The organism is Peribacillus sp. SRI_006 (assembly GCF_057586375.1).
Window position 1 is genome coordinate 173,166 of sequence record NZ_JBYCZT010000013.1, and the last position, 14,704, is coordinate 187,869.

The 14,704-nt window shown below is 35.9% G+C and carries 14 protein-coding genes and 2 pseudogenes; 11 read left to right on the forward strand and 5 right to left on the reverse strand.

All coding sequences use genetic code 11. The features are described 5' to 3' along the window. Window positions 1-21 precede the first annotated feature (21 nt). Window positions 22-631: pseudogene (locus AC2YHV_RS19780) on the forward strand (IS110 family transposase); the annotation flags it as partial. 301 nt (window positions 632-932) lie between these two features. On the opposite strand, the gene AC2YHV_RS19785 reads toward AC2YHV_RS19780, so the two are convergent. Together AC2YHV_RS19785 and AC2YHV_RS19790 are read right to left on the reverse strand one after the other, a co-directional pair. Continuing rightward, on the reverse strand, window positions 933-1,373 hold the full coding sequence (locus AC2YHV_RS19785; protein ID WP_487373887.1) for a hypothetical protein: 441 nt from the start codon (window positions 1,371-1,373) through the stop codon (window positions 933-935). Window positions 1,374-1,621: 248 nt separating this feature from the next. Further along, window positions 1,622-2,062, reverse strand: a complete 441-nt coding sequence (locus AC2YHV_RS19790) for a hypothetical protein (RefSeq protein WP_487373887.1) — start codon at window positions 2,060-2,062, stop codon at window positions 1,622-1,624. 422 nt (window positions 2,063-2,484) lie between these two features. Between AC2YHV_RS19790 and AC2YHV_RS19795 the strand changes: the two are divergent. After that, a pseudogene (locus AC2YHV_RS19795) lies at window positions 2,485-2,582 on the forward strand (transposase); the annotation flags it as partial. A gap of 419 nt (window positions 2,583-3,001) precedes the next feature. Here the strand turns inward: AC2YHV_RS19795 and AC2YHV_RS19800 are convergent. Further along, on the reverse strand, window positions 3,002-4,093 hold the full coding sequence (locus tag AC2YHV_RS19800; RefSeq protein ID WP_487373888.1) for a GerAB/ArcD/ProY family transporter: 1,092 nt from the start codon (window positions 4,091-4,093) through the stop codon (window positions 3,002-3,004). A gap of 524 nt (window positions 4,094-4,617) precedes the next feature. Here AC2YHV_RS19800 and AC2YHV_RS19805 point away from each other — a divergent pair. The 3 genes from AC2YHV_RS19805 (at window position 4,618) to AC2YHV_RS19815 (ending at window position 5,712) form a co-directional block, all read left to right on the forward strand. Further along, window positions 4,618-4,836 (forward strand): hypothetical protein, encoded by a 219-nt coding sequence (locus AC2YHV_RS19805; protein WP_487373889.1) that lies wholly within the window; start codon window positions 4,618-4,620, stop codon window positions 4,834-4,836. A gap of 81 nt (window positions 4,837-4,917) precedes the next feature. Beyond that, entirely contained in the window at window positions 4,918-5,223 is a 306-nt protein-coding gene (locus tag AC2YHV_RS19810; protein ID WP_487373890.1) for a GyrI-like domain-containing protein, read from the forward strand. 276 nt (window positions 5,224-5,499) lie between these two features. Then, entirely contained in the window at window positions 5,500-5,712 is a 213-nt protein-coding gene (locus tag AC2YHV_RS19815) for a hypothetical protein (protein WP_268565062.1), read from the forward strand. Between the two features lie 447 nt (window positions 5,713-6,159). On the opposite strand, the gene AC2YHV_RS19820 is transcribed toward AC2YHV_RS19815, so the two are convergent. Continuing rightward, the gene (locus AC2YHV_RS19820; RefSeq protein WP_278089964.1) at window positions 6,160-7,062 is read right to left on the reverse strand and encodes a DMT family transporter; all 903 of its coding nucleotides are present in this window, start codon (window positions 7,060-7,062) and stop codon (window positions 6,160-6,162) included. A gap of 160 nt (window positions 7,063-7,222) precedes the next feature. Here AC2YHV_RS19820 and AC2YHV_RS19825 point away from each other — a divergent pair, with 160 nt between their 5' ends. From AC2YHV_RS19825 to AC2YHV_RS19835, 3 genes are all read left to right on the forward strand, one after another. Beyond that, a complete protein-coding gene (locus AC2YHV_RS19825; RefSeq protein WP_487373891.1) occupies window positions 7,223-8,599 on the forward strand; it encodes an aminotransferase-like domain-containing protein in 1,377 nt (458 codons plus the stop codon). Window positions 8,600-8,873: 274 nt separating this feature from the next. Then, a complete protein-coding gene (locus AC2YHV_RS19830) occupies window positions 8,874-10,043 on the forward strand; it encodes an MFS transporter (protein ID WP_487373892.1) in 1,170 nt (389 codons plus the stop codon). A 344-nt stretch (window positions 10,044-10,387) separates the two neighbouring features. Continuing rightward, complete coding sequence (locus tag AC2YHV_RS19835) at window positions 10,388-10,702, forward strand: MTH1187 family thiamine-binding protein (RefSeq protein ID WP_057276246.1); 315 nt, start codon at window positions 10,388-10,390, stop codon at window positions 10,700-10,702. A 345-nt stretch (window positions 10,703-11,047) separates the two neighbouring features. On the opposite strand, the gene AC2YHV_RS19840 is transcribed toward AC2YHV_RS19835, so the two are convergent. Next, a complete protein-coding gene (locus AC2YHV_RS19840) occupies window positions 11,048-11,500 on the reverse strand; it encodes a hypothetical protein (protein WP_487373893.1) in 453 nt (150 codons plus the stop codon). Between the two features lie 810 nt (window positions 11,501-12,310). Between AC2YHV_RS19840 and AC2YHV_RS19845 the strand changes: the two genes are divergently transcribed. From AC2YHV_RS19845 to AC2YHV_RS19855, 3 genes are all read left to right on the forward strand, one after another. Then, window positions 12,311-12,526 carry a hypothetical protein gene (locus AC2YHV_RS19845; RefSeq protein WP_048680984.1) on the forward strand — a complete coding sequence of 72 codons (216 nt, stop codon included), beginning with the start codon at window positions 12,311-12,313 and terminating at the stop codon, window positions 12,524-12,526. 129 nt (window positions 12,527-12,655) lie between these two features. Continuing rightward, window positions 12,656-13,720, forward strand: coding sequence for a sulfite oxidase (locus AC2YHV_RS19850; RefSeq protein WP_487373894.1), 1,065 nt, complete (start codon window positions 12,656-12,658; stop codon window positions 13,718-13,720). Window positions 13,721-14,145: 425 nt separating this feature from the next. Further along, on the forward strand, window positions 14,146-14,304 hold the full coding sequence (locus AC2YHV_RS19855) for a DUF1540 domain-containing protein (RefSeq protein ID WP_065421195.1): 159 nt from the start codon (window positions 14,146-14,148) through the stop codon (window positions 14,302-14,304). Window positions 14,305-14,704: the final 400 nt, after the last annotated feature.

Genomic DNA, 14,704 nt, shown 5'->3' on the forward strand with positions numbered 1-14,704 from the left:
ACATCTATCGGAGGCCTCACAATGAATTATAACCAAAATCATAAAATCACTCAAATTACTTCTGAAACCTTAATTGTCGGAGTAGATATCGCCAGGCACAATCATATCGCGAGAGCACAGGATTTTAGAGGATTGGAACTGGATAAAACGTGTTTCTTTGAAAATACGAATGCAGGATTTCATTCGTTTCTAGATTGGATTACGGAACTGGTCAACCGGTCATTACTGGTTAAATCTAGCTCATCTTCTAAAAGAGAATAATATTAAGTTCGTATCTGTCAATCCACCACATGTTAAACGAAGTAAAGAATTAGACATAATTCACCTACAAAGAATGACGTCAAAGATGCAAAAGTCATCGCACCGTTAGTCAAGGACGGAAGATACGCCGAACCAACAATTCCACAAGGAATTTATGCAGAACTCCGAGGGGCCAAAAAACTTCGTGATCTTTTCAACGTTGACTTACAGGTCGTTCAGGGACAAGTTCATAACTGGCTTGATCGCTACTTTCCCGTTTTTGACGGTGTTCAAAAGTTGGGAAGGCAAGGCAGCTATTCATTTTCTAAAGCTAGAAGCCTTGCCACATGAACTTGTAAATCATACGGATGAAGAACTCTTACTTGTTCTTTACTTTACTCTACTCTGATAATTGTTAGGGATGCACCTGCCGATCCTCCTGCTGATAAGAGAGTAGCTACTAAGAGAGTCTTGGGAATAAATTCCATATAGATTGTGAAAGTAGAAGATAGTATTTTAGTGCAGAGTATCCCGATGAAGAATGAGTGCAAAATCAACCATGATTTAAATGGGGAGTTAACCATATATAAATAAAAACTCTCGAATTGGAAACCTGAGAGTTTTTATTATTTATAATATTATTAAGGGGAAACGATTCATTCCCTTATAATCTTTTATTATTTACTTTCATATTAATCGGAATATGCAGCTGCATAAAAGCTTTCAGGACCCGTACGCGTTGGTAAGATTACTATTCCAGCAGGTATACTAATGAACGATTGATAAATTAAAAAGTTGGAAGGGGATGGAGGATTGAAGTCTGCTCCAGCTAAAGTGAATACTGTTTCGGAGGCTACTCCTAGACCTGCAACCGGCAATGTTATTTGTGCTGAATATACTAGTACCCTACCGGGGCCTACCCCTCTATAAACTTCAATATTGACAGGAGTTAAAAGGGCAGCTAATGAGCTTATGGTAGCTGAGAAAGCAAATTCAACACGAATATTGGCTCCTGCGCCTACTGTGCTTAAACCTAGTGTACCGAATAGAGCTGGTGTAGTGGTGACGGGAATGGCGATGGAGTTTCTATAGCTAGCATTCTGTGAAGTCTGTGCATCTAAAAAAGTACCCAAATATTTCACCTCCTTTATCCATATACCACATCATATGAAGACAGATTTATTTATGTTTGGACAAGTAGCTGGTTTATAAATATATTTCAGATTGGTTAGCTTAACTTTAAACAATTCTTTTATGCAACTGATGGGTGTGAGGGCGTTGATCCCGTGAACTATTGGAAACCTGAGAGTTTTTATTATTTATAACATTATTAAGGGGAAACGATTCATTCCCTTATAATCTTTTATTATTTACTTTCATATTAATCGGAATATGCAGCTGCATAAAAGCTTTCAGGACCCGTACGCGTTGGTAAGATTACTATTCCAGCAGGTATACTAATGAACGATTGATAAATTAAAAAGTTGGAAGGGGATGGAGGATTGAAGTCTGCTCCAGCTAAAGTGAATACTGTTTCGGAGGCTACTCCTAGACCTGCAACCGGCAATGTTATTTGTGCTGAATATACTAGTACCCTACCGGGGCCTACCCCTCTATAAACTTCAATATTGACAGGAGTTAAAAGGGCAGCTAATGAGCTTATGGTAGCTGAGAAAGCAAATTCAACACGAATATTGGCTCCTGCGCCTACTGTGCTTAAACCTAGTGTACCGAATAGAGCTGGTGTAGTGGTGACGGGAATGGCGATGGAGTTTCTATAGCTAGCATTCTGTGAAGTCTGTGCATCTAAAAAAGTACCCAAATATTTCACCTCCTTTATCCATATACCACATCATATGAAGACAGATTTATTTATGTTTGGACAAGTAGCTGGTTTATAAATATATTTCAGATTGGTTAGCTTAACTTTAAACAATTCTTTTATGCAACTGATGGGTGTGAGGGCGTTGATCCCGTGAACTAAACTGTCCGCCCACTATTTGCAGAAAAATGTTGAGCTGGTTGGGACACAGCGCAAATCTTGTATAACAAGTTCTATGACACTGCATGGAGGATTAGGGTACTGGTTTATACGTGTAGGAGGTAAAAATAATGCATCCAGTTTTTTGTCTGGATGTGGTAAAAGGGGAGAGCCAAGTTCAGGCATTCTTAGATCAATCTTAGTATGGGAAAGCTTTTCAAAGAAGCATTTCATAGAGGAGTTGAACTTCTTATACAGATGTAAAACCTATATATGCGAAGCGTAAAGAAACGGTTGAGCGTGTATTCGCAGATGCAAAAGAAAAGCATGGTTGCGTTGGGCTACTTTAAGGGGACTTAAAAATCATCACAGGTTTTAATACTTCTATTTTAAAACAAAAATGACTTTAGGCAAAAGTGTTCTATCTAAAAGGTGAGACACAGTTGATTGGAGCGGGTGTTCGAGACTCCTGCGGGAAAAGCGCGTCTAGGGAAGACTCCCGCAGGTGAAAGTAGAGGAGGCTCCCCGACCGCCCGCGGAAAGCGAGTGCCCTGCGTTCCAATCAACGTTCAAATTGTACAAGCCATATAAATAGACAAACTCGATTGTCATCGAGTTTGTCTACAGTCTGGGAAGACCACAATAAGTGGTCTTCCTTTTGTTTTCCTAGCCCGAACTTATTTGGTGAAGGAATTGATATTTATCTGATGGGGACAATTCGTGATAGTGGGCTCGTTTTAAGAAAAGCACGTAGAGTATCACTAGGAATTTCAAACTTTTTCATAACCGGTTCCGCGATTTTTTTATGCTTATGAAAACAAAAAGAAGAGGCAAATATATAACAATGAAGCATACGATGTAGGGATTGATTATTTTATTTAATATATATAAGGAATCGATATCATAAAAAAGTATATTCACAAGTAGTATGATTATGGACATTCCCCATAAGGGATACTTTTGCTGGACATTGAATAAGCGCTTGATCCCCCTGCTGGCAGCCCACAAAGGAATGACCATATTGGGTATGATAATGATGGTCCACCAAGAAACAGTTATGTATTCGAACCGTTGAATAAAGGGCAACTCAATAATACTGGTCAATGTTAGTGTTGGGTATAGAGTAAGGGTCAAATGTTTCTGTGAATAAAAGACTATCGATACAAAATAAAGTAATAAGCTCAATAACGTAGTGAGCACAACTCCTCCGTGAGCATACTTTTGCGATCTTTCAGCATTTTTGATGAACGGATAATACATCAGTATCATTTCAAATCCAAGCATGGATAATGAAAAACTTTTAGTTCCTTTCATTATTTCGGATAAATTATGATGGAAAATAGGAAGAAAACCGTTGAAATCAGAGTATTTAAAACCATAAAAAGGTACAAATAAAAGCCAGTATGAAACTATTACAGTTAAGAAGGCAATACCCGTAATGGTTCGGAATCCCCCTGTATTTATATAATAAATCAAGATAAGGAAAACCAAAGCAAATGCCCATGAAGGTACCTCTTCAAACATCCAAACATGAATGACATTTATATAACCGATTATGATCGTCATTCCAAGGACAAAAAAGTAAAGAATAAATAAAAGACTGAAGAAATTACCAATCCATTTACCGAATGCATGATTATTAGAGGAGATTATATCGCCAGGAACAAAACTAAATATCTTATAGATTAGCCAAATTAATATATGAACAATCAATCCAGCTAGGAGTATGGATAACCAGCCATCTGTTCCTGTCGCTTTAGCCAAATCTCTTTGAAAACTCAATACGCCTAATCCAGTTTGCATGGAATGCACTAAAAAAAACACATAAAATGGCGATACCTTATATTTTTCATTAACACCAGCTTGATTCATGTAGGACCCTCATTTGTATCACTCATATATTTTAATAATCTGGCTTTTATAAGTGAAATCTATTCAAAAAGATCGATTAAATTGTGGATGGAATTTTTGTATGGATCCTTAAGTTGAGAGCTAACATTTAATCGATACGATTTTCATGAGGCATTAGACAAGGACAAGACACATGTGGACAGCGATGGGGATGGCTTACAATAAGGAATGTTCAAGCGTGAGCGGACAAAGAAGGGAAATAGAGAATCGGGATGCCCTTTTCGAAAGATAGGTGGAAAGTCTTATCCCGGAACAACAGCGGGGGTATAATAGGTAGTGATAAAAAGAAATATCAACCAATAGTGAATCTTAAAGACCTTTAGGACAAAGGGCAGATTTATCATAATGATGTTCTTTTCCGCACGGGTAATAAAAAGGTTGTGGATGAACGTTTAGAGGAACTATTGTCCTTTAATAATAAGATGACAAACTGTTTGTTAATTTCTTGATGAATGGAAAAAATATATATAAGGGAACAAAAACTAATGAAGCACGAATGGAGAAAACGAGAGAAGAATTTGTATATCCCAAAACAAGAATCTGAACTTGTATCAATTCCAGGACAGAAATTTTTTTTGTTAAAGGGAAAAGGAAATCCAAATGAGCACGAATTCGCTGAAAAGATAGGTGTTCTTTATTCATTGGCTTATGCGGTCAGGATGATGCCGAAGCAAGGATACACTCCAGCTGGCTGGATATTTTGAATATATCGTTTATCCATTAGAAGGGATTTGGGATTTAACGGAAGAGGGTAAGAAACTAGATACATATTATTATATACGATCATGATTAGACAACCAGATTTTGTAACAAAGGAAATAGTGGACATAGCATTTGAACATGTAGAAAAAAAGAAACCACATCCATTTCTAAATGATGTAAGGTTCGGTACATTTCAAGATGGGTTATCAGTCCAAATGCTTCATGTTGGTCCATATGATGATGAACCTCAAAGTTTTAAAGTAATGAATGAATTCATAAAAAATAATAATCTGGAAAAAACGTCATTACAACATAGAGAAATATATCTTTCAGATTTTAGGAAAGTTGAACCTCCAAAATTAAGATATAAGGTTAAGCCGATAGAATAGCATAAACTTAGCTGTTAACATTATTCATTATTTTATGTAGCAAAGATTGAAGGAGTTTACATAGAGTAAAAGGTGCATTATTACCATAGGACGCAATAAAGTTATCCATAATATGGTGTTATGGTATGGCTCATAGTTTATATGAGGGTGTAAAAGAGGAACAAACACCACTCTTATTTACTTATTTAAAAACATTAGCATCTATTATTTTGGGTGCTTTTTTTTGCAGGGAATTGGTCCCTTTTGTCAAATTAGTTAAACAAAGGGGATGAGAAAATGAATGATGATGAGAAAATCAGTATTTTATTGTCCAATATGACAAACGAATTAGTGTCGAGTAGAGTAAGGGTTAGAACTATAGTGGAATTACTGGAAGAAAAAGGTCTAATAACCCGTGAAGAGTACGAAAGCAGGTTTAAAAAAGTTTTTGAACGAGATGCAATTTCGTATAGAAATGATCTACTGAAAGAAGTCAAAATTGATGAATAAAAGGAGAAGGCATCCATTGGTTTGGGTGCTTTTTTATGGCGGTGAGAACGATGAACCATGATAAGGAAAGAAAACGGTTAAGAAGCCATTGAAACTAAGTCGTGGAATCTGGAAGATCTAATGAATATGAAAGCTTTTACATATAAGGATTTTACAATACGAAATTTAAGCCTAATTTGAAAAAGAAAGAGCGTTAATCCTTGATCAACACTCCCGTTAGGCAGTAACATTCTATTATTTCTTTAGATTTGATTTCATTAATAATGAAATCTGTTGCTCATCCGTATTCGAAATTCGTTCAGTTGATCAATGATTAACTTTTGTCCTTACAATGGATGATTTTGACATAACTTAGTTTCCCTACGATTTTGTTGATGTTTATTTTGAATCCATATTCATGACTGTCGGTCTCTTTCATCTATTGGAATTCGGTTGTTCTAAATGCAGTTAGCTTTTCCCTGATACAGCTACTTTTTTTGTTACGGGAGCATTTTTGCCTAATATGACAGAAAAGACAACAATTACTGCTATTACAATGGTGAAAAATGTGATGGATTCATCTAGAAATACTGTTGCAAATACAATCATCAAAAATGGTTGTAAGTATTGAATCTGACTAACCCTTGCTATTCCGCCCATAGCCATTCCGCTATACCAAGCAACATATGCTAGAAATTGACTAACCACTGCGAGATAAATTAAGCTAACCCAAGCTTGGATAGGGGCATGGAGCATTTCAGTTGAAAGGTTTAGTCCAACTGGAATAATGAAAAATGGAGCACCGATCATAATGGCCCAAGCAATCACTTGCCAGCTGCCTAATTCTTTCGCTAATTTCCCCCCTTCTGCGTAACTAAGTCCCAGTATGATCACTGCTGCCAGTAAAGCTAAATCGGCTAATTGCAATTGGCCGAATCCAAGATGAAGTGCATACATAATGACAGCTAAAGAGCCGATTATACTTGAAACCCAGAATTTGATTGAAGGGATTTCACCTGCCCTAAACATAGCAAATCCAGCTGTTGCTAACGGTAACAGGGCTACTTCCACAGCTCCATGAGAAACAGGCAAGGATTCCATTGCCCAAGAAGTGAGGAGAGGAAATCCTAAAACTGCACCAACAGCAACAATAAGTAAACTTTTGAATTGACTTGGAGAAGGCAGTTTTTCCTTTCGAACGATCAATACCACCGCTACTAAAATAGCAGCAACAACCGTTCTTCCTAAACCGACGACCGTAGTCCCAAAATACTCTACAGCAATACTTGTAGCGGGGAGCGTTAAGCTAAAACAAATGACACCCACCAATCCCAAAAATAATCCGAATTTTTCTCTTGTTTCCCCCAGCATCTTTTCCAACCCCAATCTTTATACTTTGTACCACATCTGTACCGTTTTTCACTTATCTTAAAAACAGTTCTGATATAATTAACATACTATGAGTACATTCAATAAAAATAAACCGTTTTTTTACCTATCTGTCCTGGTACAGTTGAAGGGGGATTAATATATGAACTCAAAATATATAATGATAATGGAAGACATTAAGCTTCGCCTAGAAGATGGTTCGCTAATTGCAGGCAGTAAACTTCCTTCTGTTCGTCAATTATCTGAGTATTTTTCATGTAGCAAAAATACGGTAATTAAAGCATATACAGAACTTGAAAAAGAGCATTTAATTTATTCTGTTCCTAAAAGCGGCTACTATGTTGTGAATGAATATCAAAAAGCGAAGGAAGAAAATGAGGTGATTGATTTTTTGTCTGCCGGTCCAGATAAAAATGTTATGCCTTATGTTGAATTTCAACATTGTATGAATCAAGCAATTGATCATTACAAAGAAGAGGTATTTACATACTCTGATCAACAAGGGCTTTACTCACTGCGAGTACAGTTGGTGAAATATCTGGAGAATTTACAGGTCTTCACTAAACCAGAAAGATTAGTCGTTGTCTCTGGCTCGCAGCAAGCCCTCCATTTATTAGTTTCTATGCCATTTCCAAATGGGAAAAACAATATTCTAATTGAACAGCCTACTTATTTTGGATTCATCGAGTCCATCAATCTGCATCAAGCCACTACTTTTGGAATCGAATTATCAATGGAAGGTATAGATCTTGATCGAGTGGAATACATTTTTCGAAATAATGATATAAAGTTTTTCTATATTATCCCGAGATTTCACAATCCACTTGGACATAGTTACACGAATGGCGAAAAGAAAAAAATCGTTGAGTTAGCTGAAAAATACGATGTATACATAGTGGAGGATGATATTTTAGGAGAACTTGATCCAAATCCAAAATCCGATCCTTTATTTTCTTTTGATCCTTCTGGGAGAGTGATTTATATTAAAAGCCTTTCGAAAATTTTTCTCCCAGGGTTAAGGATTGGGACTGTCGTTCTTCCTGCATTAATGATGAACAACTTTTTACGTTATAAATTCAGTTCGGATTTTAATAGTTCAGCACTTTCTCAAGGTGCGCTAGAAATCTATTTAAAAAGCGGTATGTTTAATAATCATCTCAAAAATGTAATAGAGGTATACCGAACTAAAATGCAAATCCTTCAAGAAGCATGTGAATTATTGCTGCCGGCTAATACTTCTTTTTCTAAACCGAATTCCGGATTCTATCTTTCCATCAGTTTGCCCGAGAATGTGAAAGCAAAACAGGTGGTTCATATGCTAAACGAGCAGCAAATATATGTTGATGATGCCTCCAGAATGTTTTTAGCAGAATATAAAAAGGAAAATCTCGTTCGTTTATGCATCTCTCAAGTGAACGAGAGTCAAATTAAACTAGGGGTAGAGCGATTGGCTCACTGTATTGCTTTACTTGACAGTAGAAAAAAACATAGTACTCCCAATAACTTTTTACTCATTTAGAAAGTGTCGGGTTTTTCTCGTCACAACCTAAATAACCACAAGCTATTTATATATTCCATAAATATTTTCCTCACTTAGTTCCATCCTATAAAGTTTATTTAAAATAGAGCTGCTTGTTTATAAGGGTAGGTTCTGTTATGATTGTTTGATAAATTTTTTAAGGGGTTTAGAGAGGGTGAGTCAATTGACTAAAAACCTTAGGCAATTGAAAAATGTTTCGGTGTTCCAAACGCTTCTAACTTAGAAAAATAATTTAGAAGCGAGGAATAATTATATGAAAAATCAAAGAATCTTTAATAAATCATTTCTTTTTTTATTTATAAGCAACTTTTTAGTTTTTATTGGGTTTGAAATGATGCTTCCTATTTTGCCTGCCTATTTGTTAAGCATGAATGCATCTTCCATTCAAGTTGGTCTAGTAACATCATTATTTACGATAGGTGCTGTTTTAATCAGGCCTTTTGTAGGTTACTATTTAATGGATAGCCAGAGGAAAAGTCTGGCCATTTGTGCAAGTGCAGCTTTAATGGTCATTACAATTCTATATCCGTTTCTTAATACGATATGGCTTCTTCTATTGTTACGGCTTTTCCATGGTGCAGCATGGGGGGGATCAACCACAGCTAACAGTACAATGGTAGTGGATTTTATTCCCAAGACACGCTTAGGAGAAGGAATAGGGTATTTTTCTATATCCACAACGGTCGGGGCTATCGTTGCACCGAGTATAGGTATCCTTATCTATGACTCTTTTTCCTTCGATATATTGATATGGTCATCAGCCGTATTGAGCTTATTGGCAGTACTTGCGCTTCAATTTGTCTATTCACCTACTATTGTAAAGCGTGAGAAGAAGCCATTTCGCTTTTTGGATATGATTTTTGAAAAAGACGTTTGGTTCCAAGCGTTACTTACGGTTATTACAACACTAGGTTTTGGGGCTATCATCACATTTTTGGTTCTTTTTGGGAAGCAAAGGGAAGTAGATCATATTTTTTTATTCTTCCTTATCAATGCAACTATCTCAACTTTACTACGTCCGTTTACCGGAAAATGGTATGACAAAAAAGGACCTTGGTCTATTATCATTATGGCGGCTGTGTTAGGATTCTTTTCACTTGTTATCTTGTCATATACGACAAATGAATCTCAACTTATCGTTGCGGCGATTTTATTTGGGGCAGGTTATGGCACGGTTATGCCATGTTTACAAACATGGACTGTTCAAAAGGTAAGTGAAGAAAAAAGAGGAGCAGCCAACGCAACCTTTTTTTCCAGTTTTGACGTTGGTGTTGGAGTTAGCGCGTTTGTATTAGGTATTTTAGCAGGATCAATTAGTTTAGAGATGATCTTCAGGTTTGTTAGTCTAAGTTTTATTGTTGTTGCTGTGTTAGTCTATAAGGATTATATAAATGAAAAGATAAGGCATAATAAATCGATCTAAAACAAATCCACCTCTATTTTAATAGAGGTGGATTTGTTAGCTGGAATACCAAAATGATTAGAACTGGAATACATCCAGTTCTACTCGTAAGGGATGTATAATAGAAGCAGCTAATGACCTAATCATCAGGAAAAGTTTGGAAAATAAACGCTTCCTTTTTTAATTGACCGATTCTACAGTATTTTACTTTCCAGTAAAAGTGCTTTGATTCACGAATCGCAAACTTCAAAGCTCTTCTCAAATTTCCCAGGTGCGAAGTTTGAGTTATAATAGTAAAAAACATCCGTCTTCTATAGGATGGATGCTTCTTGATTGAAATACATATAAAGGATTGGTGAATAAGAATGGCAATAGTTGATGTAACGGTTATTCCTGTCGGTACACAAACTCCAAGTGTTAGCAGCTATGTGGCAGATATTCAAAGAGTATTAAAGCAATATGAAGAGAAGGGGGAAATTCGTTTTCAATTGACACCCATGAATACAATCATTGAAGGCGACCTGCCTAAATTGTTTGAAGTGATCCAAGCGATGCACGAAGTACCTTTTGAAAAAGGTCTTGCTAGAGTTTGTACGAATATCCGAATCGATGACCGTCGTGATAAAGAACGCAGGATGGAAGACAAAGTAGAGCGAGTGAAGGGCATGCTGGAAGAATAAAAGGTTTTGTAATTAACAGTGAAATGTAGATAATGCTGTTTTCGGGGGTATATCCTAAATTTCGTTGATTTAATTTGTTTTCCGGAGATATATCCTGAATTTTGTCGATATATTGCTGTTTTCGGAGATATATCCTGAATTTCGTCGATATATTGCTGTTCTTCATAGATATATCCCGAGTTTCGTTAATGATTTTTAATTGTCAATGTATTAATAGCTTTAAAGCCTTGGTATTACTGATTTATCAGTTCCCAAGGCTTTTTTATTTTTTATTTCATACATTTCCATTTTATATCTTGCTGAGGAGATTAAGTAATGATAGATATAGACCGTTATCTGGATAATTTATAAACGTTCGCCATAAAGTTCTTTTTCTTCATTTGGATGAAAAAGAGTGAATCCTTTTGAACAAAACACAAACCTTCTATCTATCTCGAATCCAGCCTTATTCAAAATTTCAACTGTCCCCTGTGAACCAGTGCCAGCATACCCGCAACTACAACCAGAAAGGTGTAGCTCATTTCCTTTTTTGTCTATAAGGATGAGATCGCTATCGAGCAAAATATTATCTTTAATATTTTCTTTAGTAATTTTAGCAATTTTAAAACGATCAAAATTATCCTTGACTGCTTCGAATAATGCAATACTTTTATTGGTAATACCGCGGTCTTCTCCGTAATCTTTTATGACGAAAACTTCCCGCTCATATGATTTCTTATATAGATGGTACTTTTGGTAAGTGACGTCATTAATTTTACAAATAAGCGGCCTAATATTATCCAGTTTTTGATTAAACATTGCACCCCTCCTAAATAGTTAGTTTATTAAGTTTATTAGGAGAAAAAGAGATTAGTACTAAGAAACTGATAAGAAGCAAATTTTTTTCATTTTTGATTCTCGTTTGTTTAATGAAACGTGATACCTATAAGGAATGAATGAAGCTGTCAGGAAGAAGTGAAACTGTGAAGTCAAATTAAAAAAGCACCAAAAAAGGTGCTTACTAGTTTTATATCTTCTTAAAGTAATGGACAAACATGATATTCATGACAATTTCGACTATAGCATTAATACTTACATCGAAAATATTAGTTTCCTCAAGTGAATGAAAAGGAGCAAATAAGACAATGTAAATTGAGCCAATGATAGTTAAAAGTATGGTCCATATGCTGTTACGTAAAAACAGTGGAATCAGTAAGCCAAAAAAGGGCAAGAAGAAATCTTATTCTTTCCTCATTCTCTTTTTATAAATACCGACTAAAAGATAGATTGCAATCATATTGATAATAAAAAATAAAATTAGATCAATAACATCATATCCATTCATAGATGAAGGGTTATCAACTCCTGGCAGTGAAAACACTGTAAGGGCAACTAGTACCCAAAAAGTTATCCGATATCGTTTCTTTTGTTTGCCAGTTATTGTTCCTGCTGTAACGCCTTGACAAGTTTGTTAATATTCCAAATATACATGTTTGTCTCCTTATGTAGATTACCACACTAATTATAGGGGAGGGTCCACTTAAATAGTAAATGCAAGATGCAGAAGAATATGACAACCCCTCTTTGACATAACATTTAGAAAAAGATAAGGGTGTGACCATTCTGGGTATGAAGAAAAACGACCAAATCGTTATTTATATAATAAAAGGTTCAACAATTAAAAGGTTTTTAATCCTAGATCTAATTATTGGATCAGGAATTTTTTATGTGGTCAAATTCATTTCTTCAAGCATTTTAATAGCGAGTGCGAGCAGTTTTGTTGGAACGGAAGGAATTAAAAAAGCACCGAAAGTACTAAAAAGTGCAATTGGATTAATATCCTAAGGGCATCTGGATCAATGGGATCGGCCGTAGGATTAGTCAAACTGGATTTAAACAGGATGGTGTGTAGGATGAAATGGGCAGTAATGAACGTATTCATCTATAATGATTCATATTAATTAGGAGGGAATCATGACAAAACCTCAAAAAGTGAGACCCTATTTAACTACGCGTAGTTTGCTGCCGGAAAATCAGGAGACACCCATTCAATTCATCAATAATGATAGTGTGGAAAACCAATTATTTTTTAGAAGGAACCACTTTGCTTATCCGACACTTTCTTATTCAAACTATTGGCTTCCTATAAATGGAGTAGTATCAGCTCCATTACTGCTGTCCATGCAAGACATTCTTCAATACCCATCCAAAACGGTTGAAGTTGTCCTTGAATGCTCGGGAGACAAGCGTAATCTCTTCGAACCTAAAACATTTGGGGAACAATGGGAAAAGGGGGCCATTAGTCAAGGGAAGTGGAAAGGTGTACCATTACGGACATTACTTGAATTATCTGGCATAGGAGAAGGGGCAAAAGAAGTTGTCGTGGAGGGATATGATTATGGCCTTAGGAACGATCTGGATGAGGTTTACACCTACACGAGGAGTTTGCCTATCGAGAAGGCACTGCATCAGGATACAATCATTGCATATGAGTATAATAACCAGCCAATTCCTTTTAAACATGGTTATCCATTGAGATTAATCGTTCCGCAGTGGTATGCGATGGCATCTGTTAAGTGGATAAGGCAGATAAGTGTTATTAATACTACTTTCAATGGACCTTTTCAAACTATTGATTATATGTATTATCCAAATAAAGACAATGATCAAAATGCATTTCCGGTCACTGCAATAAATATCAATTCGACTATCCAAAAACCGCTGGACATGGAAAAAATTAATACAGGTGTGCATTTAATCAAAGGGATTGCATGGACAGGAAAAGGAGTTATTACAAAAGTGGAAATTAGTATGGATGATGGCTATACATGGAGTAACGCCGATATATTACCTGGTAAGAATGTTGGTTATGGATGGGTTAGTTGGTCATTCGAATGGAATATATCAGAAAAAGGTGAGTACACGATTAAATCCAGAGCAACAGATTCATTTGGTCAAATTCAACCTAATTTACCTTTCTGGAATAAAAAAGGTTATGGGTATAATGCCATTGATAAGATTAAGGTTAAGGTAGAATGACTTAAATTTTATTTCAGGAAATGAAAACGGCTGAAAAAACTTTTGGATTTAGCCAAATAACGGTTTTGTGATATAGAGAAAAAACCCTTCCAAAAGGGTTTTGGAGGGTTATTTGTCATGAACAAAAATAGTATATCATAAGGGAATTGAAAATTTTAGAGAAAGATATTGACATCCTATTAGCTGGCTTAGTTTAAGTAGGTATGGCTACTTCGTCAGACTTTTGATAATTGCCTCCAGAAACAGCTGAAGGCATGGTGAATTCCAATCTATCTGCTCTCTTATCGTCAGCAAAGAAGGCGAGTGTGAGCTTGGTTTTACAGACATTTGGGTAGTTCCATAGAAGAAGGAAAAAGCTTATGTGAGTTTATCCATATACAAAAACGGGGATATGTTACTAAACGATAAAGAGGAGGATACATTTTATGAAACTCGAAGTTTTGTGTAACGTAGAGAATTGTACGTACTGGGCCGAGGGGAATCAATGTGTTGCCGACTCCATTTATGTCGTGGGCCTTGATAACAATGACGCTGACAATGTTGAGGAAACGGCATGTAAAACCTTTGAACATCGCAAACAATAATGGAATACAGAATGGGCCGGACGGCTGATGCCGCCCGGTTTTTTATTTCCAGAAATAGGAACAGTCCCCTATCTGTATGCAGTCATACCGGGTTCCTTTCCCATTTTTAATGGGGACTGTCCCCTTAAAAAAAATTTAATTAGCACGACTATGAAAGAGGGATATACCTTGAAAATCAATTTAAAAACATTATTAATTTAATGAACAAAATAATTTTATTAAAGCAAGTATCTATATTAGCGGGATATAATGTTGGACGTTTGGTCGTAATGATAATGTTCTAGTCTAGGCAATCAAGAGTCATTCCAACTGTTAAAAAAGAAGGGAAGATACCTAAAAATTATCTGCTCTTTTTTAATTTATCCTCTATTTGAACTAACATGTGAACAAATGTACTTAC

What these genes read in the sequence shown, in the direction of transcription:
- AC2YHV_RS19820 (WP_278089964.1), bottom strand. Translation starts at nt 7,062, where the DNA reads ATGCTGGGGGAAACAAGAGAAAAATTCGGATTATTTTTGGGATTGGTG.
- AC2YHV_RS19845 (WP_048680984.1), top strand. Translation starts at nt 12,311, where the DNA reads ATGAAGAAAAACGACCAAATCGTTATTTATATAATAAAAGGTTCAACA.
- AC2YHV_RS19850 (WP_487373894.1), top strand. Translation starts at nt 12,656, where the DNA reads ATGACAAAACCTCAAAAAGTGAGACCCTATTTAACTACGCGTAGTTTG.
- AC2YHV_RS19810 (WP_487373890.1), top strand. Translation starts at nt 4,918, where the DNA reads ATGATTAGACAACCAGATTTTGTAACAAAGGAAATAGTGGACATAGCA.
- AC2YHV_RS19805 (WP_487373889.1), top strand. Translation starts at nt 4,618, where the DNA reads ATGAAGCACGAATGGAGAAAACGAGAGAAGAATTTGTATATCCCAAAA.
- AC2YHV_RS19830 (WP_487373892.1), top strand. Translation starts at nt 8,874, where the DNA reads ATGAAAAATCAAAGAATCTTTAATAAATCATTTCTTTTTTTATTTATA.
- AC2YHV_RS19800 (WP_487373888.1), bottom strand. Translation starts at nt 4,093, where the DNA reads ATGAATCAAGCTGGTGTTAATGAAAAATATAAGGTATCGCCATTTTAT.
- AC2YHV_RS19815 (WP_268565062.1), top strand. Translation starts at nt 5,500, where the DNA reads ATGAATGATGATGAGAAAATCAGTATTTTATTGTCCAATATGACAAAC.
- AC2YHV_RS19840 (WP_487373893.1), bottom strand. Translation starts at nt 11,500, where the DNA reads ATGTTTAATCAAAAACTGGATAATATTAGGCCGCTTATTTGTAAAATT.
- AC2YHV_RS19855 (WP_065421195.1), top strand. Translation starts at nt 14,146, where the DNA reads ATGAAACTCGAAGTTTTGTGTAACGTAGAGAATTGTACGTACTGGGCC.
- AC2YHV_RS19835 (WP_057276246.1), top strand. Translation starts at nt 10,388, where the DNA reads ATGGCAATAGTTGATGTAACGGTTATTCCTGTCGGTACACAAACTCCA.
- AC2YHV_RS19825 (WP_487373891.1), top strand. Translation starts at nt 7,223, where the DNA reads ATGAACTCAAAATATATAATGATAATGGAAGACATTAAGCTTCGCCTA.